Origin of the sequence: Bremerella alba, assembly GCF_013618625.1 — a bacterium.
In the GTDB taxonomy this organism is placed as follows: domain Bacteria; phylum Planctomycetota; class Planctomycetia; order Pirellulales; family Pirellulaceae; genus Bremerella; species Bremerella alba.
The window spans coordinates 804,540-822,942 of sequence record NZ_JABRWO010000001.1; the positions used below are offsets into that span (position 1 = coordinate 804,540).

Annotated in this window: 20 protein-coding genes; 8 read left to right on the forward strand and 12 right to left on the reverse strand. The window is 54.4% G+C overall.

The window, feature by feature from the left end; genetic code table 11:
* Positions 1-93: 93 nt before the first annotated feature.
* From HOV93_RS03205 to HOV93_RS03225, 5 genes are all read right to left on the reverse strand, one after another.
* Positions 94-303 (reverse strand): hypothetical protein, encoded by a 210-nt coding sequence (locus tag HOV93_RS03205; RefSeq protein WP_207394983.1) that lies wholly within the window; start codon positions 301-303, stop codon positions 94-96.
* Positions 304-341: 38 nt separating this feature from the next.
* A complete protein-coding gene (locus HOV93_RS03210; protein ID WP_207394984.1) occupies positions 342-1,205 on the reverse strand; it encodes a universal stress protein in 864 nt (287 codons plus the stop codon).
* Between the two features lie 191 nt (positions 1,206-1,396).
* The gene (locus HOV93_RS03215; protein ID WP_207394985.1) at positions 1,397-1,912 is read right to left on the reverse strand and encodes a DUF3592 domain-containing protein; all 516 of its coding nucleotides are present in this window, start codon (positions 1,910-1,912) and stop codon (positions 1,397-1,399) included.
* A 10-nt stretch (positions 1,913-1,922) separates the two neighbouring features.
* Positions 1,923-2,447: a DUF3592 domain-containing protein gene (locus tag HOV93_RS03220; RefSeq protein WP_207394986.1), complete on the reverse strand. Its 525-nt coding sequence runs from the start codon at positions 2,445-2,447 to the stop codon at positions 1,923-1,925.
* Positions 2,448-2,959: 512 nt separating this feature from the next.
* Positions 2,960-3,160, reverse strand: a complete 201-nt coding sequence (locus tag HOV93_RS03225) for a hypothetical protein (protein ID WP_207394987.1) — start codon at positions 3,158-3,160, stop codon at positions 2,960-2,962.
* A 223-nt stretch (positions 3,161-3,383) separates the two neighbouring features.
* On the opposite strand from HOV93_RS03225, the gene HOV93_RS03230 reads away from it, so the two are divergent.
* The 3 genes from HOV93_RS03230 (at position 3,384) to HOV93_RS03240 (ending at position 7,500) form a co-directional block, all read left to right on the forward strand.
* A complete protein-coding gene (locus tag HOV93_RS03230; RefSeq protein WP_207394988.1) occupies positions 3,384-5,162 on the forward strand; it encodes a hypothetical protein in 1,779 nt (592 codons plus the stop codon).
* 118 nt (positions 5,163-5,280) lie between these two features.
* Entirely contained in the window at positions 5,281-5,799 is a 519-nt protein-coding gene (locus HOV93_RS03235) for a dihydrofolate reductase family protein (protein WP_207394989.1), read from the forward strand.
* Positions 5,800-6,012: 213 nt separating this feature from the next.
* Positions 6,013-7,500: a TolC family protein gene (locus HOV93_RS03240; RefSeq protein ID WP_207394990.1), complete on the forward strand. Its 1,488-nt coding sequence runs from the start codon at positions 6,013-6,015 to the stop codon at positions 7,498-7,500.
* A 205-nt stretch (positions 7,501-7,705) separates the two neighbouring features.
* Here HOV93_RS03240 and HOV93_RS03245 read toward each other — a convergent pair whose 3' ends face one another.
* Positions 7,706-8,029: a hypothetical protein gene (locus HOV93_RS03245; RefSeq protein ID WP_207394991.1), complete on the reverse strand. Its 324-nt coding sequence runs from the start codon at positions 8,027-8,029 to the stop codon at positions 7,706-7,708.
* A 500-nt stretch (positions 8,030-8,529) separates the two neighbouring features.
* Between HOV93_RS03245 and HOV93_RS03250 the strand changes: the two genes are divergently transcribed.
* Together HOV93_RS03250 and HOV93_RS03255 are read left to right on the forward strand one after the other, a co-directional pair.
* Entirely contained in the window at positions 8,530-9,411 is an 882-nt protein-coding gene (locus HOV93_RS03250; protein ID WP_207394992.1) for a DUF1559 family PulG-like putative transporter, read from the forward strand.
* Between the two features lie 58 nt (positions 9,412-9,469).
* Positions 9,470-9,898 carry a hypothetical protein gene (locus tag HOV93_RS03255; protein WP_207394993.1) on the forward strand — a complete coding sequence of 143 codons (429 nt, stop codon included), beginning with the start codon at positions 9,470-9,472 and terminating at the stop codon, positions 9,896-9,898.
* 24 nt (positions 9,899-9,922) lie between these two features.
* Here the strand turns inward: HOV93_RS03255 and HOV93_RS03260 are convergent, their stop codons facing one another.
* The 4 genes from HOV93_RS03260 to HOV93_RS03275 form a co-directional block, all read right to left on the reverse strand.
* Entirely contained in the window at positions 9,923-10,765 is an 843-nt protein-coding gene (locus tag HOV93_RS03260; RefSeq protein WP_207394994.1) for a hypothetical protein, read from the reverse strand.
* A gap of 61 nt (positions 10,766-10,826) precedes the next feature.
* Positions 10,827-11,255, reverse strand: coding sequence for a hypothetical protein (locus tag HOV93_RS03265; RefSeq protein ID WP_207394995.1), 429 nt, complete (start codon positions 11,253-11,255; stop codon positions 10,827-10,829).
* A gap of 54 nt (positions 11,256-11,309) precedes the next feature.
* Complete coding sequence (locus tag HOV93_RS03270) at positions 11,310-12,353, reverse strand: DUF1559 domain-containing protein (protein ID WP_207394996.1); 1,044 nt, start codon at positions 12,351-12,353, stop codon at positions 11,310-11,312.
* 244 nt (positions 12,354-12,597) lie between these two features.
* Positions 12,598-13,692 carry a Gfo/Idh/MocA family protein gene (locus HOV93_RS03275; RefSeq protein ID WP_207394997.1) on the reverse strand — a complete coding sequence of 365 codons (1,095 nt, stop codon included), beginning with the start codon at positions 13,690-13,692 and terminating at the stop codon, positions 12,598-12,600.
* A 520-nt stretch (positions 13,693-14,212) separates the two neighbouring features.
* On the opposite strand from HOV93_RS03275, the gene HOV93_RS03280 reads away from it, so the two are divergent.
* From HOV93_RS03280 to HOV93_RS03290, 3 genes are all read left to right on the forward strand, one after another.
* Complete coding sequence (locus tag HOV93_RS03280; protein WP_207394998.1) at positions 14,213-14,950, forward strand: dioxygenase family protein; 738 nt, start codon at positions 14,213-14,215, stop codon at positions 14,948-14,950.
* Positions 14,951-15,032: 82 nt separating this feature from the next.
* Entirely contained in the window at positions 15,033-15,905 is an 873-nt protein-coding gene (locus HOV93_RS03285; protein WP_235989706.1) for an EF-hand domain-containing protein, read from the forward strand.
* A 212-nt stretch (positions 15,906-16,117) separates the two neighbouring features.
* The gene (locus HOV93_RS03290) at positions 16,118-16,846 is read left to right on the forward strand and encodes a hypothetical protein (RefSeq protein WP_207395000.1); all 729 of its coding nucleotides are present in this window, start codon (positions 16,118-16,120) and stop codon (positions 16,844-16,846) included.
* A gap of 20 nt (positions 16,847-16,866) precedes the next feature.
* On the opposite strand, the gene HOV93_RS03295 is transcribed toward HOV93_RS03290, so the two are convergent.
* Together HOV93_RS03295 and HOV93_RS03300 are read right to left on the reverse strand one after the other, a co-directional pair.
* Positions 16,867-17,259 (reverse strand): hypothetical protein, encoded by a 393-nt coding sequence (locus HOV93_RS03295; protein WP_207395001.1) that lies wholly within the window; start codon positions 17,257-17,259, stop codon positions 16,867-16,869.
* Between the two features lie 88 nt (positions 17,260-17,347).
* Positions 17,348-18,340 carry a DUF1559 domain-containing protein gene (locus HOV93_RS03300; protein WP_261358561.1) on the reverse strand — a complete coding sequence of 331 codons (993 nt, stop codon included), beginning with the start codon at positions 18,338-18,340 and terminating at the stop codon, positions 17,348-17,350.
* Positions 18,341-18,403: the final 63 nt, after the last annotated feature.

Genomic DNA, 18,403 nt, shown 5'->3' on the forward strand with positions numbered 1-18,403 from the left:
AGGGGATCCGGTTCCAAGGACCCGATCCCCTTAGTTTAGTGTCTGCCGACGGCGTTGACGAGATTCTTAGCAATGCTGCGTGAACGGGTTGGCCTATTTCATGTTCTGCATGAAGCCAAAGCCGATCAATCCTAGTCCTGAAAACCCGATAATCGCGAAGACAAGGCTCATCATCATGTCCCCTTGCCCGAGGAAAAACCAAAGACCAGCGGCCATCACAATATCCATGACGCCGGCCATCATCAGGATGGTTCCGGTGGGAATTTGACCGCGACGGGTACCTAAACCAAGTTGACGTTTCATGCGGTAAAATCCAATGCGTAAGAGAATCTGTCGATCAGTTACTTATAAAGAAACAGCGGACAATTGGCCGTTTCCAGCATCTTGTTGGTGGACGAACCAAACAAGGTTTCCTTGAATCCACCACGGCCATAGGCCCCCAAAACCACCATTCGAGGACTCAATTCCAGAACCTTTTCTGCCAGCATTTCGACGACGCGACGTTCTTTCGGAACGTAATGCAACTGGGCACTGAGTCCATGGAACTTCAGGAACTGAGCCGCTTCTTCCAGGCGTGGCATGGCTTTCGATTCCTGGTCGGAAATACTCACCACGTGAATCTCGGTTTGCGGGCTTCTGATTTCTAAGAGGGTCCACATTTGCAGCGCATGCGCCGCGGTGGCACTGCCGTCGTAGGCGATGACGACTCGATGGTTGTCAGGCAGCTTCTGCGGATAAACGATGACAGGTCGGGCATTGTCGACTAACAGTTTGCGGACTGTCGCCCCGACATCCTCGCTGGTTTCGTAGTGAAAATTCGTGTCTCTGCCGATCAAGATTACGTCGTGACGTAACGCATGATGTTCGATCTGTTCGTACGGCAGGCCTTCACTACGGATGGAAGTGTGAGGGATCTTGGCTTCGTTGCAACGCGCTTCAAACGTGCGCAAGATCTCTTCCGCACGTTCCTTCGCTTCGGAAATGAGCGTTTCATCGCGATGCTTCTTGTAGGCCCCGGCACCGATGGGCAAACTAGTCGGCGTTTTAATTCCGGGGATGTCTACCACGGCGACGCCTGACAGATGGATACAGTCGATCCGATTTTCGTTGTTGGCCGCATAGCGCTGGCAGAAGGAGATCGCCATATCTAAAGCGATCTTGCTGGAGGGGGAATTGTCCAGGGCAATAAGTGTGCTGCGAATCATGATCCTGTTTCCTTACCCAATGGTCGGCATAGACCGGTGTAAGATCCCGAAGCGGATGGTCGCTTCCATCGACCTACTGTCCTCCGCCACCATCTATCTATTGTAGCATTGCGGGCGAACTCTCGAAGCGATTTTCAGGCGGGAAATTCAGGAGCCAATCGGGGCGATACGTCGAAGCGAATCTCGTAGACTTAGCCCATCGAGATACTTCGGATCAACTCGGGATCTCCCCCTTGAATCAGGAGGATCATACCCGAAATTCCGACCGTAGCGGCCAGCCACATCGTACCCATGGCCAACCGGCTGAACGCCCCTCCGTCGATGCCGGGAATGAGCGTGCTTTTCTCGGGACGAAGAGGGTCATAATAAACGTTCAAACTTGGTATGCACCTCAACGCGTCAAGCAGTGACTCGTGCTCGTCCCGTTCACTGGTTGCGATATAGCTTTGGGTAATGTTATTCCCCTGAAAAGGGCGTCCGCCAACGTCGTAATCGTAGGTCGCTTTGACTTCAAACACACGACGCTTGGCCTTGCTGCTTTTTTGCACGGTCTCTTCAATGGTGGCCTCGGTCAGACGCCCTGAAGTTTTCTCCCACGCGGTGGTTCGCCAAGCGTTGATCAAGTCTCGCAAGCCGTAGCCAACGATCAGAAGTCCAATCAAATTCAAGCCGCCCATCACCAGTACCACGATCGTTTCTTTTAACATCGATTCTCTCTTAGTGAACGGAACTCAGGGATCGGAGATTCACTCGTGCCAGACGCTCTGGTAGTTTCTTGACCGAACTGTCGAGGAAGATCAACGAGAAGATCCCGCCACAAAACGCCAGCCAGGCACCACCAAAGACCACCGGTAGGTAGCCACTGCGATGGATGCCGGTCGCCAAGCTACTTTCGCTTGGGTTTTGCGGGTTGTAATGGACGGAAACGTATCGTGATCGACTGAGCTTCTTCTGCAAACTCGAATGCATGCTCTTGTTGTTCGTGCCGCTATAGCCATAGGCGATGCGGTCCCCTTCGTAGAACTGCCCATCGACATCGTAGGCGTACTTCACCGAGCAGGCCCACGTCTCTTTATGGTCGCTGGTGTGCGAGCGCAGTTTGCATTCAAGGATTTCACCGCGGACAGACGGCCACTGGGTGGTTCGACTGGCCTGGTCAAGTTGATAGATCCCATAGCCCAGGATGCCAACGCCAAAACCGACGAAGACCAACACAAACAGGGACGTGAATAATCTAGACATGAAACCACTCGAAGAAAGCTAACAGGAAGGGAGCCGGTTGGCTCTCTTGGTAAAGTTCGCTCGTAACACGAAAAGGTTGCCTAAATTTCGAAGTTCCTCTCGCAGCAACCGCCACTTATCGGACAGAAGGTGACGATTATGGCGAATATGGCGGCCATCCCCCAGCGGTGGCAGGCGTGGATCCAGTTTGTCAATAAAGGACGGGTACAGGCCCTTCTTCGCAGAAATTCTTGTCACCTAACCCGGGTGAACTTGTCTCCAAGGAGCATCGGCGAGTCCCCCAACTCGTCGCGATTCGCGCTTCCCCCCAATCATGCCGTGAGGTTATTCGATGGTCTTAACCATGCTTTCTACCAGCATCTGCTGTGTCTACGCGTTTACATCCGTTGTAATGACCGGGTACTGGGCCTGGCGAGTCTGGGGGAAGTAGCGATGCCTATTCCTTACCAGAAACGAAGCAAGGCGGCCTGATAGCCGCCCCGATGTGAGTTAACTCGACCCAAACCGTCGCGTTAATAAAGAGATCGCTGCAGCGACGTAAGTAAGTCGCGATGGCGCGATTCGCATTCGCGCATTTGTTGTTCGATCGCCGCTTCTTCTTCTGCCGAGGTGGCGCGAACTAGGGACTTTTTCAGACGACTCATTTCTGAATCGAACGTCTCGTTCGCGGCTGCGATTGCACTGCTGCATCCTAATGCATGAAGACCGTCCATCACGTATCTCCTTTTAAGGAATACCACGAATGATGCCTCTACTTTTCTGGTTTAATCCATCAAGGGTTCTTTCGCAAAGCCCCTAGTTCAAATAAGCAAGGATATCGCGAGTAAAAGGTGCAAAGTCACGGAAATTTTACTCGCCCGAATTGCCGAATTGCTTTAAATTCAAACGCAACACGCCTGCTCTTCTCGACCCCCAAACCCCCTGCTAGCTCGCCCCATGAGCGCTTATCTCATCTTGCTTGGTCTAATCACGAGTGCTTGGGCAATCGTCGGTTTCAGCGTCGCGATGCTCTTGTTGAAGCTCCGCTGGAATTTGATCGGTGGTGTCTTGCTGGCGTTTATCGGCTTCATTTTGCCAATGTGCGTTGGAGTAAACGCGCTCGATCAAAGTGGGAATCACTCTGGAATGCGGCTTCGTGACGCCACGACGATCTTCGGCATGTTAGAGTTTTCGTACGAAGTATTGCTGCTCGTTTCGGTTGCCGGGATGATCACGGGGGTCCTTGCCGGAACGATCGTTGGTTTGTGCCCCCGAACCAATGACGAAGGTGCCCGGCAGCGAAATGCTCGAAGTTGGACGACCTGGAAACTGATCGTCGCCGGCCCTTTGGCAATGACGGTTGTATCGACGCTTTTCTTTCTGGCAGACATTCGGGCCAAAGATCGTCTCGCGCAATTTCGAGACAAACATGAGACCTTTCTTGACGTGCAGGAAGAGGTAGCTCCCCGCCAACAAAACGGTGCAGCGATTGTTCATGACGCGCTACTGCTGGCGTTGCTGGAAGACGAATCGCCTGATTGGATTTTGCACGACTATCGTCAAATGAAGAACCAACCTCAACCGGTTCTCGCGACTATACGCCGTAACGACTTCGACCTGCTGAAAATCTTCCTGCCCAGTTTTCCGCACACGCAACAAGTTCTGGATTATGCCAAGCGTCACGAAGCATCGTTTCTGAACCTACGCAGCAAGGTACTTGAAGAGGGACTCGAGTACCGTCACTGGGATGAAGAAGTAGCACGTTTCACGGCCGTCCATGCGCTGGCCCAACTTCAACAAGGGGATGTTGATTCCGCATTAAACGACCTAAAGCTGTTACGCGTCATGGCCGCGCAGACGCTCGATCGTCGTATTGAGGATTCGTTTTCTTTTGTCCAAATCGAAGAGTTTCGCTATCTCGTTTTTCAGGGCATGCTCGGAAAGACCACTCCGGTACCTGACCAGGCCTACGACGAAATGCTGACCGATGTCGGCGATATCGACGCCAGTTTGCGCCGCAGCTTAAAGCGAAACACGAGCCAGGAGATCGTACGCTCGATTGACAATCTGCTCCACGAGCACCCCGATGAACGCCTCGACTTTGCGGCCATCTATCAGCGGGTAACGGAACGAATCATCTACCAAGAGCACATTCCCGACTGTACCCATCGACTCGAAAACGAGATCAATCAAACCTTTCAATCAACCACAGATCCATTTGTTGTCACTCCTGGTGTCGCATTTCCGATGCTCTGGAACATGAATGAAGCCTGGCTGTTGACGTCCCAATTATCTAGTCACGCTTACCAGGCAATTCAATATCGTTTCAAACATCACACGCGTTTGGAACTCGTGAAAGCGGTTCGCATGTTGCAGCGCGAACGTTCCCAAAAGAACCGGTTTCTCACGCAGCAGGAGTTCGTCATCGGCGCGACTTCATCGCAGCTGACTTCGGCAATACCGCTGGAGTATCTCACGCTGCATAATCCGACCACTGGAAAAGCGGAAGGAGCCATCGTCGCAAGTCCGCTTCACGCTCAACTCGACGATTATCTAGGTCTCTATTTCGGTCCGGCGATCTTCCCCATCGTCGATGCCAAGTCCCCCTCGATGAAAATACGCGACACTCAGTTCAACGGAACTTGGGAACTTGCCTCGGTAAAGAGTGCCCCGATGCGTCTCATGATCCCAACGCCCAAGGCTAGCACCTCGAATCCATCGCCGCCGATGCGATAAACAATCATCCAGCCATGCCGAACCGTTTCTCTCAGCGAACGTAGTGAGCGTTCAAAGGATTCGCTGCACACGTTTCCGATGCGTCTGTAAGACACAGCGCTTTAGGAGAAAAGATTCTGTGAGAAAGATCATCTATTTCGTTACGGCCAGCCTGGATGGATTCATCGCGCGGCCCAATGGAGCCATTGATTGGCTCATTCAAGCCGAGGGAACCGAGGACTTCGGGTTCTCGACGTTCCTTGAATCGATCGATACGGTCGTCCAGGGCCGCAACACGTACGAACACGTTCTGACCTTTGGTCCCTACCCTTATGCCGAGAAGCGGAACTTCGTCTTCTCGCGCAAATTGCTGCAATGCCAGCACGCGGAAGTGGTTCGCCAACCGGTGTCCGATTTCGTCCGCTGGATCCATTCGCAGCCGGGCAAGGATGTCTGGTTGGTGGGTGGCGGTCAGCTGGCCGCGTCGTTTCTGCACGTCGGTGCGATCGATGAAATCAAGGTCTTCATCCAACCCATACTGTTGGGCGAAGGCTTACCATTGGTTGCCCATATTGGTCGTGACACGCGGCTGAAAGTGAAGCATTCGCACACGTTCGGCCAGGGATTACTTCAAATCGACTACGACGTTTTGCGATAGATGCTGCCACATCGCATCGTTACAGCTTAACGCAACCTGCCTACCGATCCTCGCTTGCCAGAAACATTCCTTGATTAGGTTACCCACCCCATGCCGACCTTCCTATTACAAGGTTTAAGCCGGTTCTTTGGAATGAGATGGTGCTGGCACTGCTAGTAGCAAAGGTATCACATGGCGGTCGGGAAGCTTAACGTTTGGCAATGGTCCCTGTTCTTGGCAGTTCCTTCCTTTGCCGGCTGTGTACTCCCTTACGAAAAGCCGGCGACTTATTCGGAAGAGATCATTCCGCTGAACCCGGCACCGATCTCTCAGGCTCAGCCGCAGTCCAAGGTTCAATTGGTTGATTATCAAGAGCCGTTCTCGGTGATCGAGCCGCCGATGCTCGAACCCACCGAGATTCTTCCCCCCGAATTCGCCCCGGCGAATGTGCCGGCGTTGGAAGTTGCTCAAGCGACCAAGCTGCCGGCATTGCCGGTGGTTGAAGGGGAAGGACTCACGTTATCGCAGCTGCAAGACCTGGCCCTGGCAAACAACCCTACGATTCGGCAAAGCTCGGCCTCAGCTCAAGCGGCCGCCGATTATCGCTACCAGGTAGGTCTCTCGGCCAATCCGGTTGTTGGGTACTCGGCCATGCAGTTAGCCGATCAGGGAACCGACCAACACGTGGTGACTGTCGAGCGCGAGTTCGTCACCGCTGGTAAGTTAGACCTTAACCGCAACGTCCTTGGTCACGCCGTCGAAGCGCAAAAATGGGATGTCGAGTCGCAGCGTTACCGCGTGCTGACCGATGTTCGTCTGTCCTTTGTCGACGCGTTGGTTGCCCAGCAACGGATTGATGTGATCGACGACTTTCATCAAGTCGTTTCCCATGGCGTTTCCGTCGCCCAGCAGCAGTTCAAAGCAGGCGAAGCGGCCCAATCGGATCAGCTTCAAGCTGAAATCGAGTTGAACGAAGTCGAAGTCCTTCGTCAACAAGCCCAGTTTGCTTGGGACGCGGCCTGGCAAGAGATGGCGGCCACCGCCGGTGTGCCGGATATGGCGCGATCTCAACTGTTGGGCCAGCTAAATCCCCAGGTAGGAAACCTCGAGTGGGATGCGATCACCAGCGATTTGCTAGGTAACAGCCCTGAACTGCACGCCAGTGCCAGCCGGGTCCACCAGGCTCGCTCGAACATGACCCGGCAAGAGGTCCAACACATTCCTAACATCATTGCCGCCATCGAAGCTGGACACGACAACAGCACCGGCAGCGGGATGATCAATCTTTTTGTAGGCGCCCCGATCCCAGTCTTTAACGACAACAGCGGCAACGTCTCGGCCGCCTATCGCGAGTACTGCCGAGCGACGCATGACGTGAAGCGCATCGAAATGTCGCTCAAGGCCCGTTTAGCCGGCGTTGCCAAGCAGTACGACTCGGCCCTGGTCGCCGTCGAGCGATATGAAGGTCAAATCTTACCCAAGGCCAAGCAAACGCTCGACTTGGCCGAACAAGCTTACACGGCTGGTGAGTTCTCATTTATTCAGGTGTTGATTGTCCGGCGAACCTACTTCGATACGAACCTGCAGTACATCGACGCATTGGGTGAACTTGCCAAAGCTCATGCCAAGATCGACGGCCTGCTTCTTACCGGCGGCTTGGACGAGCCCAACGACTTCCGAGGAGGCGACAGCCTGCGAGGTCAGACGTTTAGCCAGCAGTAGTGATGAGCCGTATCATGCGTTCCTCGGTACGGCTCCGCGCTCTAGTCCCCTGGCCCCTGTACCCGGTGGAGAGGACAAGAGAAGAGAGGCCAGTTCTGCCGTAGGGTGCTGAGCAGCGCAGCGAATCGCACCATGCACAACGTCTTCGCGTTGCCACGGGGTGGAGACCGCATTTGGTGCGATACGTTCCGCTTCGCGTCTCTGCTCACACCCTACCCTGGGTTGGGGGGCCGCGTTCTTTGGCTTGATACTGGTTCGGTTTAACATTGGCGGGTGCCATGCTCACGTCTTCGTGGGCATGGCTTTCCTTTGTTCGACTTACCTGTTCGATCCAGCACAGAAGGTCGAACTCTTGGACTACGACGTGAGGTCGTACCTTCGGCAGATTATCGCCGGATAAGTGTGCTTTGTGCTTAGCCTTTTCGGGCTGGTTGTAGGCCTCCCAGGCGGCTTCTTTAAGGGCAGCCTGCGAACCGTGCGCGGAGGCGCTCGGTTCGTGTTTTTCAGATTGTGCGTGGTGATGGGACATAATGGTGCTCTTAAGTGGTGTTGGGTTTAGTAGGGCCCGCGTGTCGCGGGTCGCAAAGCGGGTACCAGACGTTCGACCCGCGACACGCGGGCCCTACGGTTTGCTGCTTGTCTAGCAGCGAATTGGGTACGGGTTTCGTATGCCTAAAAAGAAAATAGGCATGGTGCCGGGGAAGCGTCCCCTGGGCATGATTTAGGTATATCAGCCTGGTGTAGCATATGTATAGTGCTCAAATGAAAATTTTTTGGGATTCGCGTGCGCGGGGCGTGAAGCGGGTACCAGGCGTCCGACCCGCGTTCGTGCGAGGCCTTGCGGATCTTGGTGCCTTCGGACTTTCTCGAACGAGTGGGGCCGAGGAAAGCTGACAAAATATCGGAGCATTACTACGCGTTTTCGGATTGCCGTTGTTGTCGTAGCCCTTGGATAATGCACAGCGACGAGCATTCAAACCTTGTTTGCCGTCATCCCTCCATCTTCTATTCTCTTCAAGGGCTTCTCGTATGATATCCGCACGTTCCTATCGTCGCGCGTTTACGCTCGTAGAATTACTCGTGGTCATTGCGATCATCGGCGTGCTCATAGCGCTCTTGTTGCCAGCGGTTCAGCAGGCTCGCGAAGCAGCCCGGCGAATGCAGTGCACCAATAACCTGAAGCAGTTTGGTTTGGGGCTGCACAACTTTCACGATACGTTCGGCAATCTGCCGGCAGGCGGTTACGGTCCCAATACGCCGGCGATGCACGACCGGATGAGTGGCTTCGTGCCGATGATGCCGTTCTTCGAGCAAGGCGCCGCATTCGAGCTGTTTAACATTGATGAGTCGGTCGATCATGCCAGTAACGCCGACGCGATCGTGACGCTGATGGATATGATGTTCTGCCCTTCTCGCAGAAGCCCCACGCCTGGTCCTTCGTCTAGCTATTATATGCAGACCTGTTCGCGTGGTGACTACGCGTTTTCCTCCGGCGGAGAAGGCAGCCACTGCAATACAATTGACCCGAAGCTGTTCGACGGCATGTTCAGCCAGTACACCAAGATGCAGTTTGCACAAGTCACCGACGGTCTTTCCAACACGATCGCAATCGGAGAGAAGCGAGTCGAACGACGATCGGACGCCGAAGCTGAATCGACGTTAATCAACATGGATGGCCCTGCCTATCGTTGGGGTTTTCACTCGACACGAAACTTCAAGTCTCCACTGAGTTCCCCCCTGCTCACCTCGTTGAGCGATCTCGATGCCAACTTCGGCAGCTCGCATGCTGGTCGCGGTGTGAACTTTCTTTTCGGAGATGGCTCGGTGCATTACATTCCGCAAACGGTTAACTGGACCGTGATGCAGAACCTGGCCAACCGGGCCGATGGAAACCCGGTCGCGCTTCCGTAGCTCGACCATCTTCTTCGATTCGCTCTAGCAGATATCCATAGGTCCGGGGGACATCGCCATGATTATTCGCACTCACGAAGCTTGTCTTCGTTTCACACAATTTGGTTTCACGCTTGCATTGCTGATTCCTCTTGTTGCCGCCGTTGGATGCGGCAACGAAAAGGAGTCGGTCGTCCGCGGTAAAGTGAGCTATCAGGGAAAGAACCTGACCGGCGGGACCATCTTGTTCAATCCGATGGACGAAACCCAGCCGTCAGCCCACACAGCCATTGGTGCCGATGGTAGCTACGAGATCCGTGCGATTGCGGGAGAAAACAAAGTCATCATCAACTGGTACTCGGAAGTCGACCCGACCCTCGAACCGGGCGACCCAGGCTATACGATTCCCAAACCGTTGATCCCGCCCAAGTATTCCAACATCGATACCACGCCGCTGGTTCACATCGTCGAGCAGAAGGAAGCGGTGATCGACTTTGAACTGGAGTAAATACAGTTTGGTCGTGGCAGAGCGCTACGAGTTGACATCCTTCATCCCGGCTTTTTCATCTGCGGTGGCAGGCACAAGCCATCCGATTTGGCCTGCGGATTCGTTCTTACCGCGTGCGATCAGAAATTTGCCGGAAGTCAGCGGGACGATGCCATAGCATGCGAAATAGGGAAACCGCTTAGGCTGTTGGAAGTCGGCGGTCGTTCGTAGCAGTTCGTTCGGTTTGCCATAGCAGCCGAACCACCAGTGGCCGTCGTGAAACGCGGCCGTTTGAATGCCCAGGTAGGTCTGCCCGCTTTCAATGACATGCTTATCAAGCAGCTTGAACTCAGGGCTGTATTCATAGACATAGTTCACTTCGATATCGGCTGGCAATCCACCGACAACGAAAAATCTTCCGTCGCGATATTCCATGCCCCCGGCTCCATGCACTGCTTCCTGGACAGGATGCTTGGCAAGCAGTTCTAGCGATTGGGCATCGTAGACGTAAATCCACGAATCGGCCTGACCAGCTGGCTTATTGAACTGGCCGAGATTAGTCGCGACATAGATTTTCCCAGCATGGTGGCATAAGTCGCCATGATGCGTGGGTACTTCGATACGTTGGAGGGTCTTTCCGTCTGCGCTGGTTTTGACCAGTTGCGTGGTGAATGACCAGTAGAGATTCGCCTCGTCATCTGCACAGACACCTTGCAGGTGCCCGTCGTAGTTTCCTTCGCAGTTGATCTTCTCGAAAGGAAGCTGCTTCAAAGTCGGGGACTGAGCGAAGAGCGATTCGCTTAGTCCGAACATGGCCGAGAAGGTAAGGGTTTGTTTCAGGAGCGTACGACGGGTCAGCCCAGATGGCTGGGAGATTGGGTGGTTCATTAATACGATAAGGCCAGGTAGGTAGTTGGTCGGAGGGAGGAGCGATTCGTAAGATTATCTCTTATTCGAGCTCGAAACGAAAGAAGTTTTCGCCATCTTCGGTCACCGAGGCCGTTAGTCCCGAGGACTTGGCATTGCTGTAGCGCTTAGGAATCAGGCTTTTGAGCGGCGGGGTGACGCCATCGGGAAGCTCGCTGTCGTGCTGTGCATACTTCACGATTTGTACCTGGTACTGATCGACCTGGGCGCCATCGTTGGGGATGAACGTCGACAATTGAAAGTGCCCTGCGGCATCGGTACGGCCAACGGCACCTTTACCGTTGTCACGAAGAAGCATAATCATGGCTCCTTCTAAGGGTTGTCCTTCGTAAAGGACTTCCCCTTCGACAGGCACGGTCGGCGGATAATTAGACTTCTCACTGGCACACCCCATCATTGCCAGCGCGAGTCCGGCCAATAAAAGAGGCGTGCAGCATGCGTGAATCGTCATCGTTAAAGTTCCTTCGACAATTTTCATTTCAGACGGATACGTTAGCAACAACGATTAGAACTGCGTGACTTCGCCACCGGAGATCGATCCCATCGAACCGAACACGCCATAGGGGCTCGGACCAGAGAAGCCGTGGCTGCGAGTCGCCGTCGTATCGCCGGTATCGATCGTATCGGCGATGAAACGCACCGACCCATCACCGAATACGCCATTGACGCCGCCTGGGTGCTCGCTACTAGGTGCGAACACGCCATATTCCCCGTCGCGTGCATTGGGCGTGTTGGGGGCGAGAACCGTGTTGAAGCCGACGAAATGGACGTGTCCGCGTGTTCCCCACGAACCGAATCGAGCGTTGATCCCTTGTCCGGCAATGAAGTACTTTCCGTCCGAAACCGTCATCGCCAACGATGGGTTACTACGCAGACCCGACAGGGCAGCCATGGCGCGGCGATGATCGGTCGTTTGTGCCTGGCTTGTATAGTTCGTGTAGGGTGAACGAAGGCGTTCGCTCATGGCCAGCGTATTGCTGAGGCCGTCGGTCACATGAGAAAACGGGACCCATTGCAAATGGCTAAACATGCCGCGAGACTTCGTCGAGAGGGGAGCGGTTGTCGCCGAACCGTCGTTGGTCTCAGTCATGTCATCCCCTTTGCTGAACGCGTAATTCACTAACCGCTCAGGGTTTGTCCCCGTTAGATCGCCACCCGGATCGGAAGGGCAACGCATCATTTCCGGAAAGCCGTTGTAGCCTTCCCAAGGATCGAGGGCATCTGGGCCAAACGCAGGAATTCCATTGCTCGGATCACCGGCAGCGATACGGTCATACATCGGTTTCTGTTCGATGAATGGCAGCAAGCCGATGAAACCGCTCAACCTCTTGAAGGTTTTTCGAGCTGGCAGTGCACCGTGGGTGTCGTGGTAATTGTGGAGTGCCAAACCCATTTGCTTCAGGTTGTTGGTGCACTGCATTCGTCGCGCGGCTTCACGTGCTTGCTGAACCGCAGGCAATAGCAACGCAATGAGAATACCAATAATGGCAATGACAACGAGCAGTTCCACCAGGGTGAAACCGCGGGCTCGGACGGTTTGGGTAGGCATAGTTCTTGGCAGGTTAAAGATTCGCAACAAACGTCGATTGCACGACAACGTAGCAAGTAAGAAACGAATCGAACGTGGCGTTCGATCCAGTTGTCGCCGAGTTTATCAACCCATCTGCCGAAGCTTCAAGGGAAACTATGTGAAGCTACTGGGTATTCACGGCAACTTAACAGCTCAAGAATTATGAAAGAATAATTCGACAAGAAGTTACCGAATCTTCTCTACGGTATAAATAAAGAAGAGGTTAAGGCTGGTCGACGTTTACCGTTAAGCCGGCGGCCCTCAGTACGGTTTCGTGCACCGCCAAGTCATGCTTGCGGTCCCAGGTCAGTTGCTTCTCGCCACGGATGACCTTGGCCAGGTCGGTGAATTCGCCGTCGTATCGACCTCCGGTACGCTTCAAGCTGAGATGCTGCGTTCCCTTTTTGAATTGGCCGTGAGCTTGGGTCAGCGACAGGTCGACTTCACCAGACTCGAGGGGTTTGATCTCGATCGCTCCGCCCGATCCGGCGACTTGGAAGCGACGGCGGGGGAAGCCGAACGGGTCGAGGTGGTTGCAGCGGACTGTGGCCGTGGCTTTAGGGTAATCGAGCACGGCCAACTGGTTATCCGCGAAGGTATCTTGCGGCGCTTGGGTTCGCTTGGTCAGCGCGATCACTTCATCTGGCTTGCCCAAGATGGTTACGACCGCATCGATTAAGTGGCAGGCCAACTCGAACATGCCGCCCCCTTCATACTGGGCAAGGTCTCGTCGTAGTGCCGGTGAGGCCAGCTTGCCCATCATGGCATCGACCTCGTAGATCTCGCCCAACCAACCTTCGTGTGCTGCTTGAAAGAGAAGCTCGAACGCGGGGTTGTACCGCAGCATGTAACCCATTTGAATCGTTCGCTGCTTTTCGTCGGCCGCGGCGCATAGTTCAGCGAATGCCGAAAGCGACTCGCCGGCCGGTTTGTCGAGATGAATATGCATGCCCGCATCGATGCATTGTTTGGCCGTCGGGACAAGCTGCTGCACGTGGGTCTCTACCGCCACTGCTTGCAGGCCCGGCGTGTTAAGCAACTGCTCGATCGACATCACCGAAAGTCCCTCGTACGGCTTCCGCTGCACGGCTTTGTTTGCCAGGTCGATATCGACGTCGGCCAGGCCCACCACTTCGTACATATCCGGCAGTGACCGAATGGCTTGCATCTTTCCTGCGGCATGCGAATGGGAAGTCCCAATCTGCCCAATCTTAATTTTAGAACCCGCGGCTGGCGGTGCCGCATGCACGTTGGCGGCCAGGGAGGCGACAGCAGCAGCGGTGGTAGTGGTGAATTGGCGTCGAGTTAGTTTCGTCACGATTGAATTGCCTTTGCTAAGCCGGTACGTTTGCTTGTGACCAGTTTAAACTCTAGCTTAGCGGAATTCGAGGTAACGATTAAATTGACGCAGTACCCAACGAGCGTTTTAGATGAGAGAACTGTCGGATGGATCACTCAGGTATTTTGGTTCTCACCGCCACCTGGCGGATTCTTTTTGTCGCTGTCTAGCTGGTGATTGTCTTGGTCTGGGGTACTTCCAGGAGGTTGATTGCCCAGCATTAGGCATTGTCGAAATTCGCTTAGGTAGGGCTCGATCCGTACGCCCAAGGGATGCTCTATCGACACCATCTCAGTTGCCTGCGGTTGCCTAAAAGCTGACTGGCCACATCACTGCCTGGTTCTCTTCCAGCAATTTGCTTGCGCAGCTTTCATCGCCTAGCGGAGCGGCTTTTCTCGTAGCCAGCGAAACTTCAGCCCGGTTCAGTGGTTGAATGTAGTAGGGAACGAGCAACTCTCGTTCTCTACGCTTCGATTCTCGTCCCGATGGAGAGATTTCCATGCATCGCAGCACGCATTTTGGTAGTGGTCGACGGGCCTTTTTAGGGCTGATGGGATCGGCGTTTTTTACCACGCCAGGTCTGTTTGCCGAGGAGCTGCTCAAACCAACGCCGTTTTTAACGGAAGGGCCGTTTTACCCCGATAAGTTGCCGTTGGATCAGGATAACGACCTGATCGTCATCCAAGATAGCACGACACCTGCGGTGGGGCAGATTACCCACTTAACAGGTCGAATTTTCGATAAGAGCGGTAGTCCACTGAAAGACGCCACCATCGAGATCTGGCAGTGCGATGCCAACGCGGTCTATTTGCACACGCGTGACAGCAGCAAAAAACAAGATCAACAAGACCGAAACTTTCAAGGCTTTGGTCGGTTTACTACCGGAAGCAAAGGCGAATATCGCTTTCGCACGATTAAACCTGTCCCCTACCCCGGCCGACCGGCGCCGCACATTCACATCAAGGTGAAGCAAGGGGACCAAGAGTTGTTAACCACTCAGCTGATGATTCGCGGCTTTGGCGGCAACAAGCGTGACGGAGTATTCTCGCAAGTCCGAGAGCCTGAAAAACGCGAGCTGTTGATGACCGATTTCAAGCCGCTTCCGGACTCTAAGATGAACGAATTAGCGGCATCGTTTGATATCGTTTTAGGGGCAACTCCTGATGAACGCGAGATACGACGTTTTAGCCGACCTCCGGGAGGTCGCCGGCCAGGACCACCACCGCGTAACTCGTAAAGTACGAAGTCACCAGCGCGGTGCTTATTTGAAAATTACTCACAAACTTGTCTCCCCATTACTGCAAAGAGTGAACAGAACTATGAAGAACGTTTGGAAACAATCCCTCGTTATGCTTTCGCTGTTGATGGTTGGCGTAGCTTTCAGCACGGCCAATGCCCAAGACGGCGAACGCGGCCCGCGTGGTCCTCGCGATGGTGAACGTCGCGGAGGCGATCGTGGCTCCCGCGATTTCAACCCAGAACAATTGGTCGAGCGGCTGATGAATGCCCTTGATAAAGACAAAGATGGCAAGATCACCAAGGAAGAAGCAGGCGAAGGCCGTGGTGCCGAAATGGCAAAACGTGCCGATGCCGATAAAGATGGTGTCACCACCAAGGAAGAACTGACGAAGGCTTTCAGCCGAGGTCGTGGCGATCGTCCTGGTCCTCCTCGCGATGGCGACCGTCCTGAAATGCGTCGTGGCGAAGGCGACCGACCCGGTCCTCCGCGTGATGGCGAACGTGGTCCGCGTGGTCCTCGTGATGGTGAACGACGTGACGGAGACCGTGGCCCACGTGACGGTGGTCGACCTGGCCCGCGCGGCGAAATGTCTGGCGGCCCAGGTGGTCCTGGCGGTCCGATGATGATGCCTGGTGCCATGATGGAACGTCTGGAACTTTCCGAAGAACAACGCCGTGACCTTCGCGCTTTGCAAGAAGAGATGAAGAAGAAGTTCATGTCGATCTTGAACGAAGAGCAGCGTGAAATGATGAAGGAAATGCACAAGAATCGCCCTCAGGGTGATCGTCCTGAAGGTCGTCCTCAGTTCCGCGGCCCAGGCGGCGGCGACCGACCTGAAGGTGCTCGTGGTCCGCGTGGCGGCGAACGTGGGCCTCGCGGTCCTCGCGATGGAGATCGTGACGGCAAGCGTCCTGAACGTAATAAAGACAAGGATAGCGACGACGACGCCTAAGCTTCCCCCCCCTGCGAATCGTCGTGCCACTTTAATTAGAGTACGATTCGCACAAGACTCCGTTCCGGAGGCCGGTCACCTGAATTCAGGTGACCGGTTTTTTTATGCGCGGTGGCAAGCAACCGGGATGCTCTAAATCCCTATTTCCCAGATTGCCAGAGTGGTTTAGGATTGAGGGCTTCTGTAGATGGACCTACGCGAAAGAAGTACTTGTGAATTCAGAGTTTACAACCATCCGCTCCCTGATTGTTCTCACGTTTTTAGTGGGCCTTCCGGTCGTTGCTATCATGCCTGAAGGGGTTCAAGGAGCGATCCGAGGAATTTGGCCGGAAGAACAAGCTGCCTCGGAATCTCCTTCCTTGCCGGTGTTGCAGTCATCGACCGGTCTGTCGAGCTTCCCCCTTACAGCGCCTGCACAACACCAACCAGCGGCGGCCCCAACCTTGGCGCCGGTGACGAAGCTGGCCGAATTCCAACAGCCGACGATGTCGAGCGAGCCTGAGTTTCGGCCTTCCCAATTCGAGGTCCCTGCCGAGGTTGTCTCGCATGAAGAACGTGCTTCCGCGTTTGCTACTACTCCTAGCAACCCGATTCAAGATCTTCCGCTGCCCAGCGATCGCCTAACGGCCCCTAGCCGTCAGCCGTCCGGGTTGATCACGCAGGGAACGCAAGACATTCAGACCGAACTGGACAATCTCGGGGCGAACTACTATCGACTAGAATCGTGGGGCAATTCGCCACGTGTTTATCGCTTTAACTGTACCGTCGCGATCAAGATTGGTCAGTCCGACTATTCGCAGCGGTTCGAGGCCACGGCCGAAAGCTCAGAGGCCGCCATGCGACAAGTTCATACCGACGTGCAGTCCTGGCACGAAAGGTTCTCGAGCTTGTCGCTGGGCAGCGAGTTTCACGAAAGCATGAATGGCCCGGCGAGGCCTTAGTAGATTGTTGGCCGCTTGAATCACTTTTCAAGTTCAATCACGAAGTCGTTGGCCCCGTCTCGAGTCACGGTCTGGTGAAGTTTTGACGTCCCGTTGTATTTGTCAGGGATGTACGACTCGGTGATCGGTTCGCCGTACTGGTCTTTCCTTTCTAACGTACGTACGGCACTGACCCGCACGATTTTCTCGCCAGCGGTAACCTCGGCCTGGATGTTTCCGTTCTCGATTCCTCCCATGGCCGAAGGGCCTTCGCCGTTGACAGGATCGAACACAATCGTTCCGACTTCAATGGGTTCACCTGCGTAGGTGACCGTTCCCTTCACGGGGTATTTGGGGTTGTCTTCAGACGTTGTGCATCCCAACAGAGACATCCCTGAGGTAATGCAGAGAAAGGCAATAATCGAAGCGCGCATGCTAAGTACTCTCTTGCATTTTGGGTAGAAAAGAGCGCCAGGCCAACGAACAACCGTTGGCCCAGCCTGATGACAGAAACAGATACCACTAGGGCATTTGGAAGACTTCACTGCCGTTGCGGGAACCGATCGCTTGAAAGACAGTTTGACTGACCGTCTCGGGGATGAAGCGAATGGAGCCATCGGCTAAAGCAATGTGCCCACCACCTGGGTGATAACTTCGTATGTGCGTTTCCATATTGGAACTGCTGCACTGACGGCACGGAGCGTTTTCCGTTCCATTGCAGTACTGCAGAACGTCACCAACCTCGGTATTGGGTGCTCGGAGGGTCGTGAAATAGATGTTGCCGTGATAGGGGTTATGGTATCGACCCCGCAGGTCATGGGTGCTGCCACAAACGACATTGCCTGTCCCTGAGGCGGTGGCATGGTCGGCCTGAAGGCGAATTTCACCCAACATCGCCGTGTTGGACGATCCGTCGGTGATGTCCTCGAAGCCGGTATTGTTGCGCGGATAGAAGATACCATCGCTCTGATGCGCGCCGCTGCCGGTGTGGCTTGATCCATTGCAGACGAGATAGGTCCCATGAAAACCTTGCTGCTCGACTTTGTCGCCTAAGGGTTCCGAGGGACAAACAAAAGCGTCGAACACAATGTTTCGGACGCTTTCTGGCCAACTGCCAGGAAACGTGTCGGCCTCGATGCGAGGCATGATCTCGTCGTAATACGCCGTTTGCTCGATAAAGGGCATGATCAGATGGAAAAAGGAAACGCGGCGATTGCTCGAGTGGCCTGGGTCTAACGCATTGATGTTGCAGTTGGTCGCCATGGGAAACCTCTGAAACGTGTCGTGATAGTTATGAAAGGCCAGCGCAAGCTGTTTCATGTTGTTGGTGCACGACATCCGACGAGCTGCTTCACGTGCCTGCTGGACCGCCGGCAGCAAGAGGGCGATCAATACGCCAATAATGGCAATGACAACCAGCAATTCAACCAAGGTAAAGCCACGCCGTGTTTCACGGCTAACGCATACTAAGTCGTTGGCAGGCCTATGATTTCCGCTAGGAAGTTCACGTTCCAGCCTGCCATACGCCGCCGCATCACGATGCTTTCCTTGCTTTTCTGCTGTTTGATCAAGCTGATC

Coding starts and splice junctions, on each gene's coding strand:
- HOV93_RS03205 (WP_207394983.1), bottom strand. CDS start 303: ATGAAACGTCAACTTGGTTTAGGTACCCGTCGCGGTCAAATTCCCACC.
- HOV93_RS03210 (WP_207394984.1), bottom strand. CDS start 1,205: ATGATTCGCAGCACACTTATTGCCCTGGACAATTCCCCCTCCAGCAAG.
- HOV93_RS03215 (WP_207394985.1), bottom strand. CDS start 1,912: ATGTTAAAAGAAACGATCGTGGTACTGGTGATGGGCGGCTTGAATTTG.
- HOV93_RS03220 (WP_207394986.1), bottom strand. CDS start 2,447: ATGTCTAGATTATTCACGTCCCTGTTTGTGTTGGTCTTCGTCGGTTTT.
- HOV93_RS03225 (WP_207394987.1), bottom strand. CDS start 3,160: ATGGACGGTCTTCATGCATTAGGATGCAGCAGTGCAATCGCAGCCGCG.
- HOV93_RS03230 (WP_207394988.1), top strand. CDS start 3,384: ATGAGCGCTTATCTCATCTTGCTTGGTCTAATCACGAGTGCTTGGGCA.
- HOV93_RS03245 (WP_207394991.1), bottom strand. CDS start 8,029: ATGTCCCATCACCACGCACAATCTGAAAAACACGAACCGAGCGCCTCC.
- HOV93_RS03250 (WP_207394992.1), top strand. CDS start 8,530: ATGATATCCGCACGTTCCTATCGTCGCGCGTTTACGCTCGTAGAATTA.
- HOV93_RS03255 (WP_207394993.1), top strand. CDS start 9,470: ATGATTATTCGCACTCACGAAGCTTGTCTTCGTTTCACACAATTTGGT.
- HOV93_RS03260 (WP_207394994.1), bottom strand. CDS start 10,765: ATGAACCACCCAATCTCCCAGCCATCTGGGCTGACCCGTCGTACGCTC.
- HOV93_RS03265 (WP_207394995.1), bottom strand. CDS start 11,255: ATGACGATTCACGCATGCTGCACGCCTCTTTTATTGGCCGGACTCGCG.
- HOV93_RS03270 (WP_207394996.1), bottom strand. CDS start 12,353: ATGCCTACCCAAACCGTCCGAGCCCGCGGTTTCACCCTGGTGGAACTG.
- HOV93_RS03280 (WP_207394998.1), top strand. CDS start 14,213: ATGCATCGCAGCACGCATTTTGGTAGTGGTCGACGGGCCTTTTTAGGG.
- HOV93_RS03285 (WP_235989706.1), top strand. CDS start 15,033: ATGAAGAACGTTTGGAAACAATCCCTCGTTATGCTTTCGCTGTTGATG.
- HOV93_RS03295 (WP_207395001.1), bottom strand. CDS start 17,259: ATGCGCGCTTCGATTATTGCCTTTCTCTGCATTACCTCAGGGATGTCT.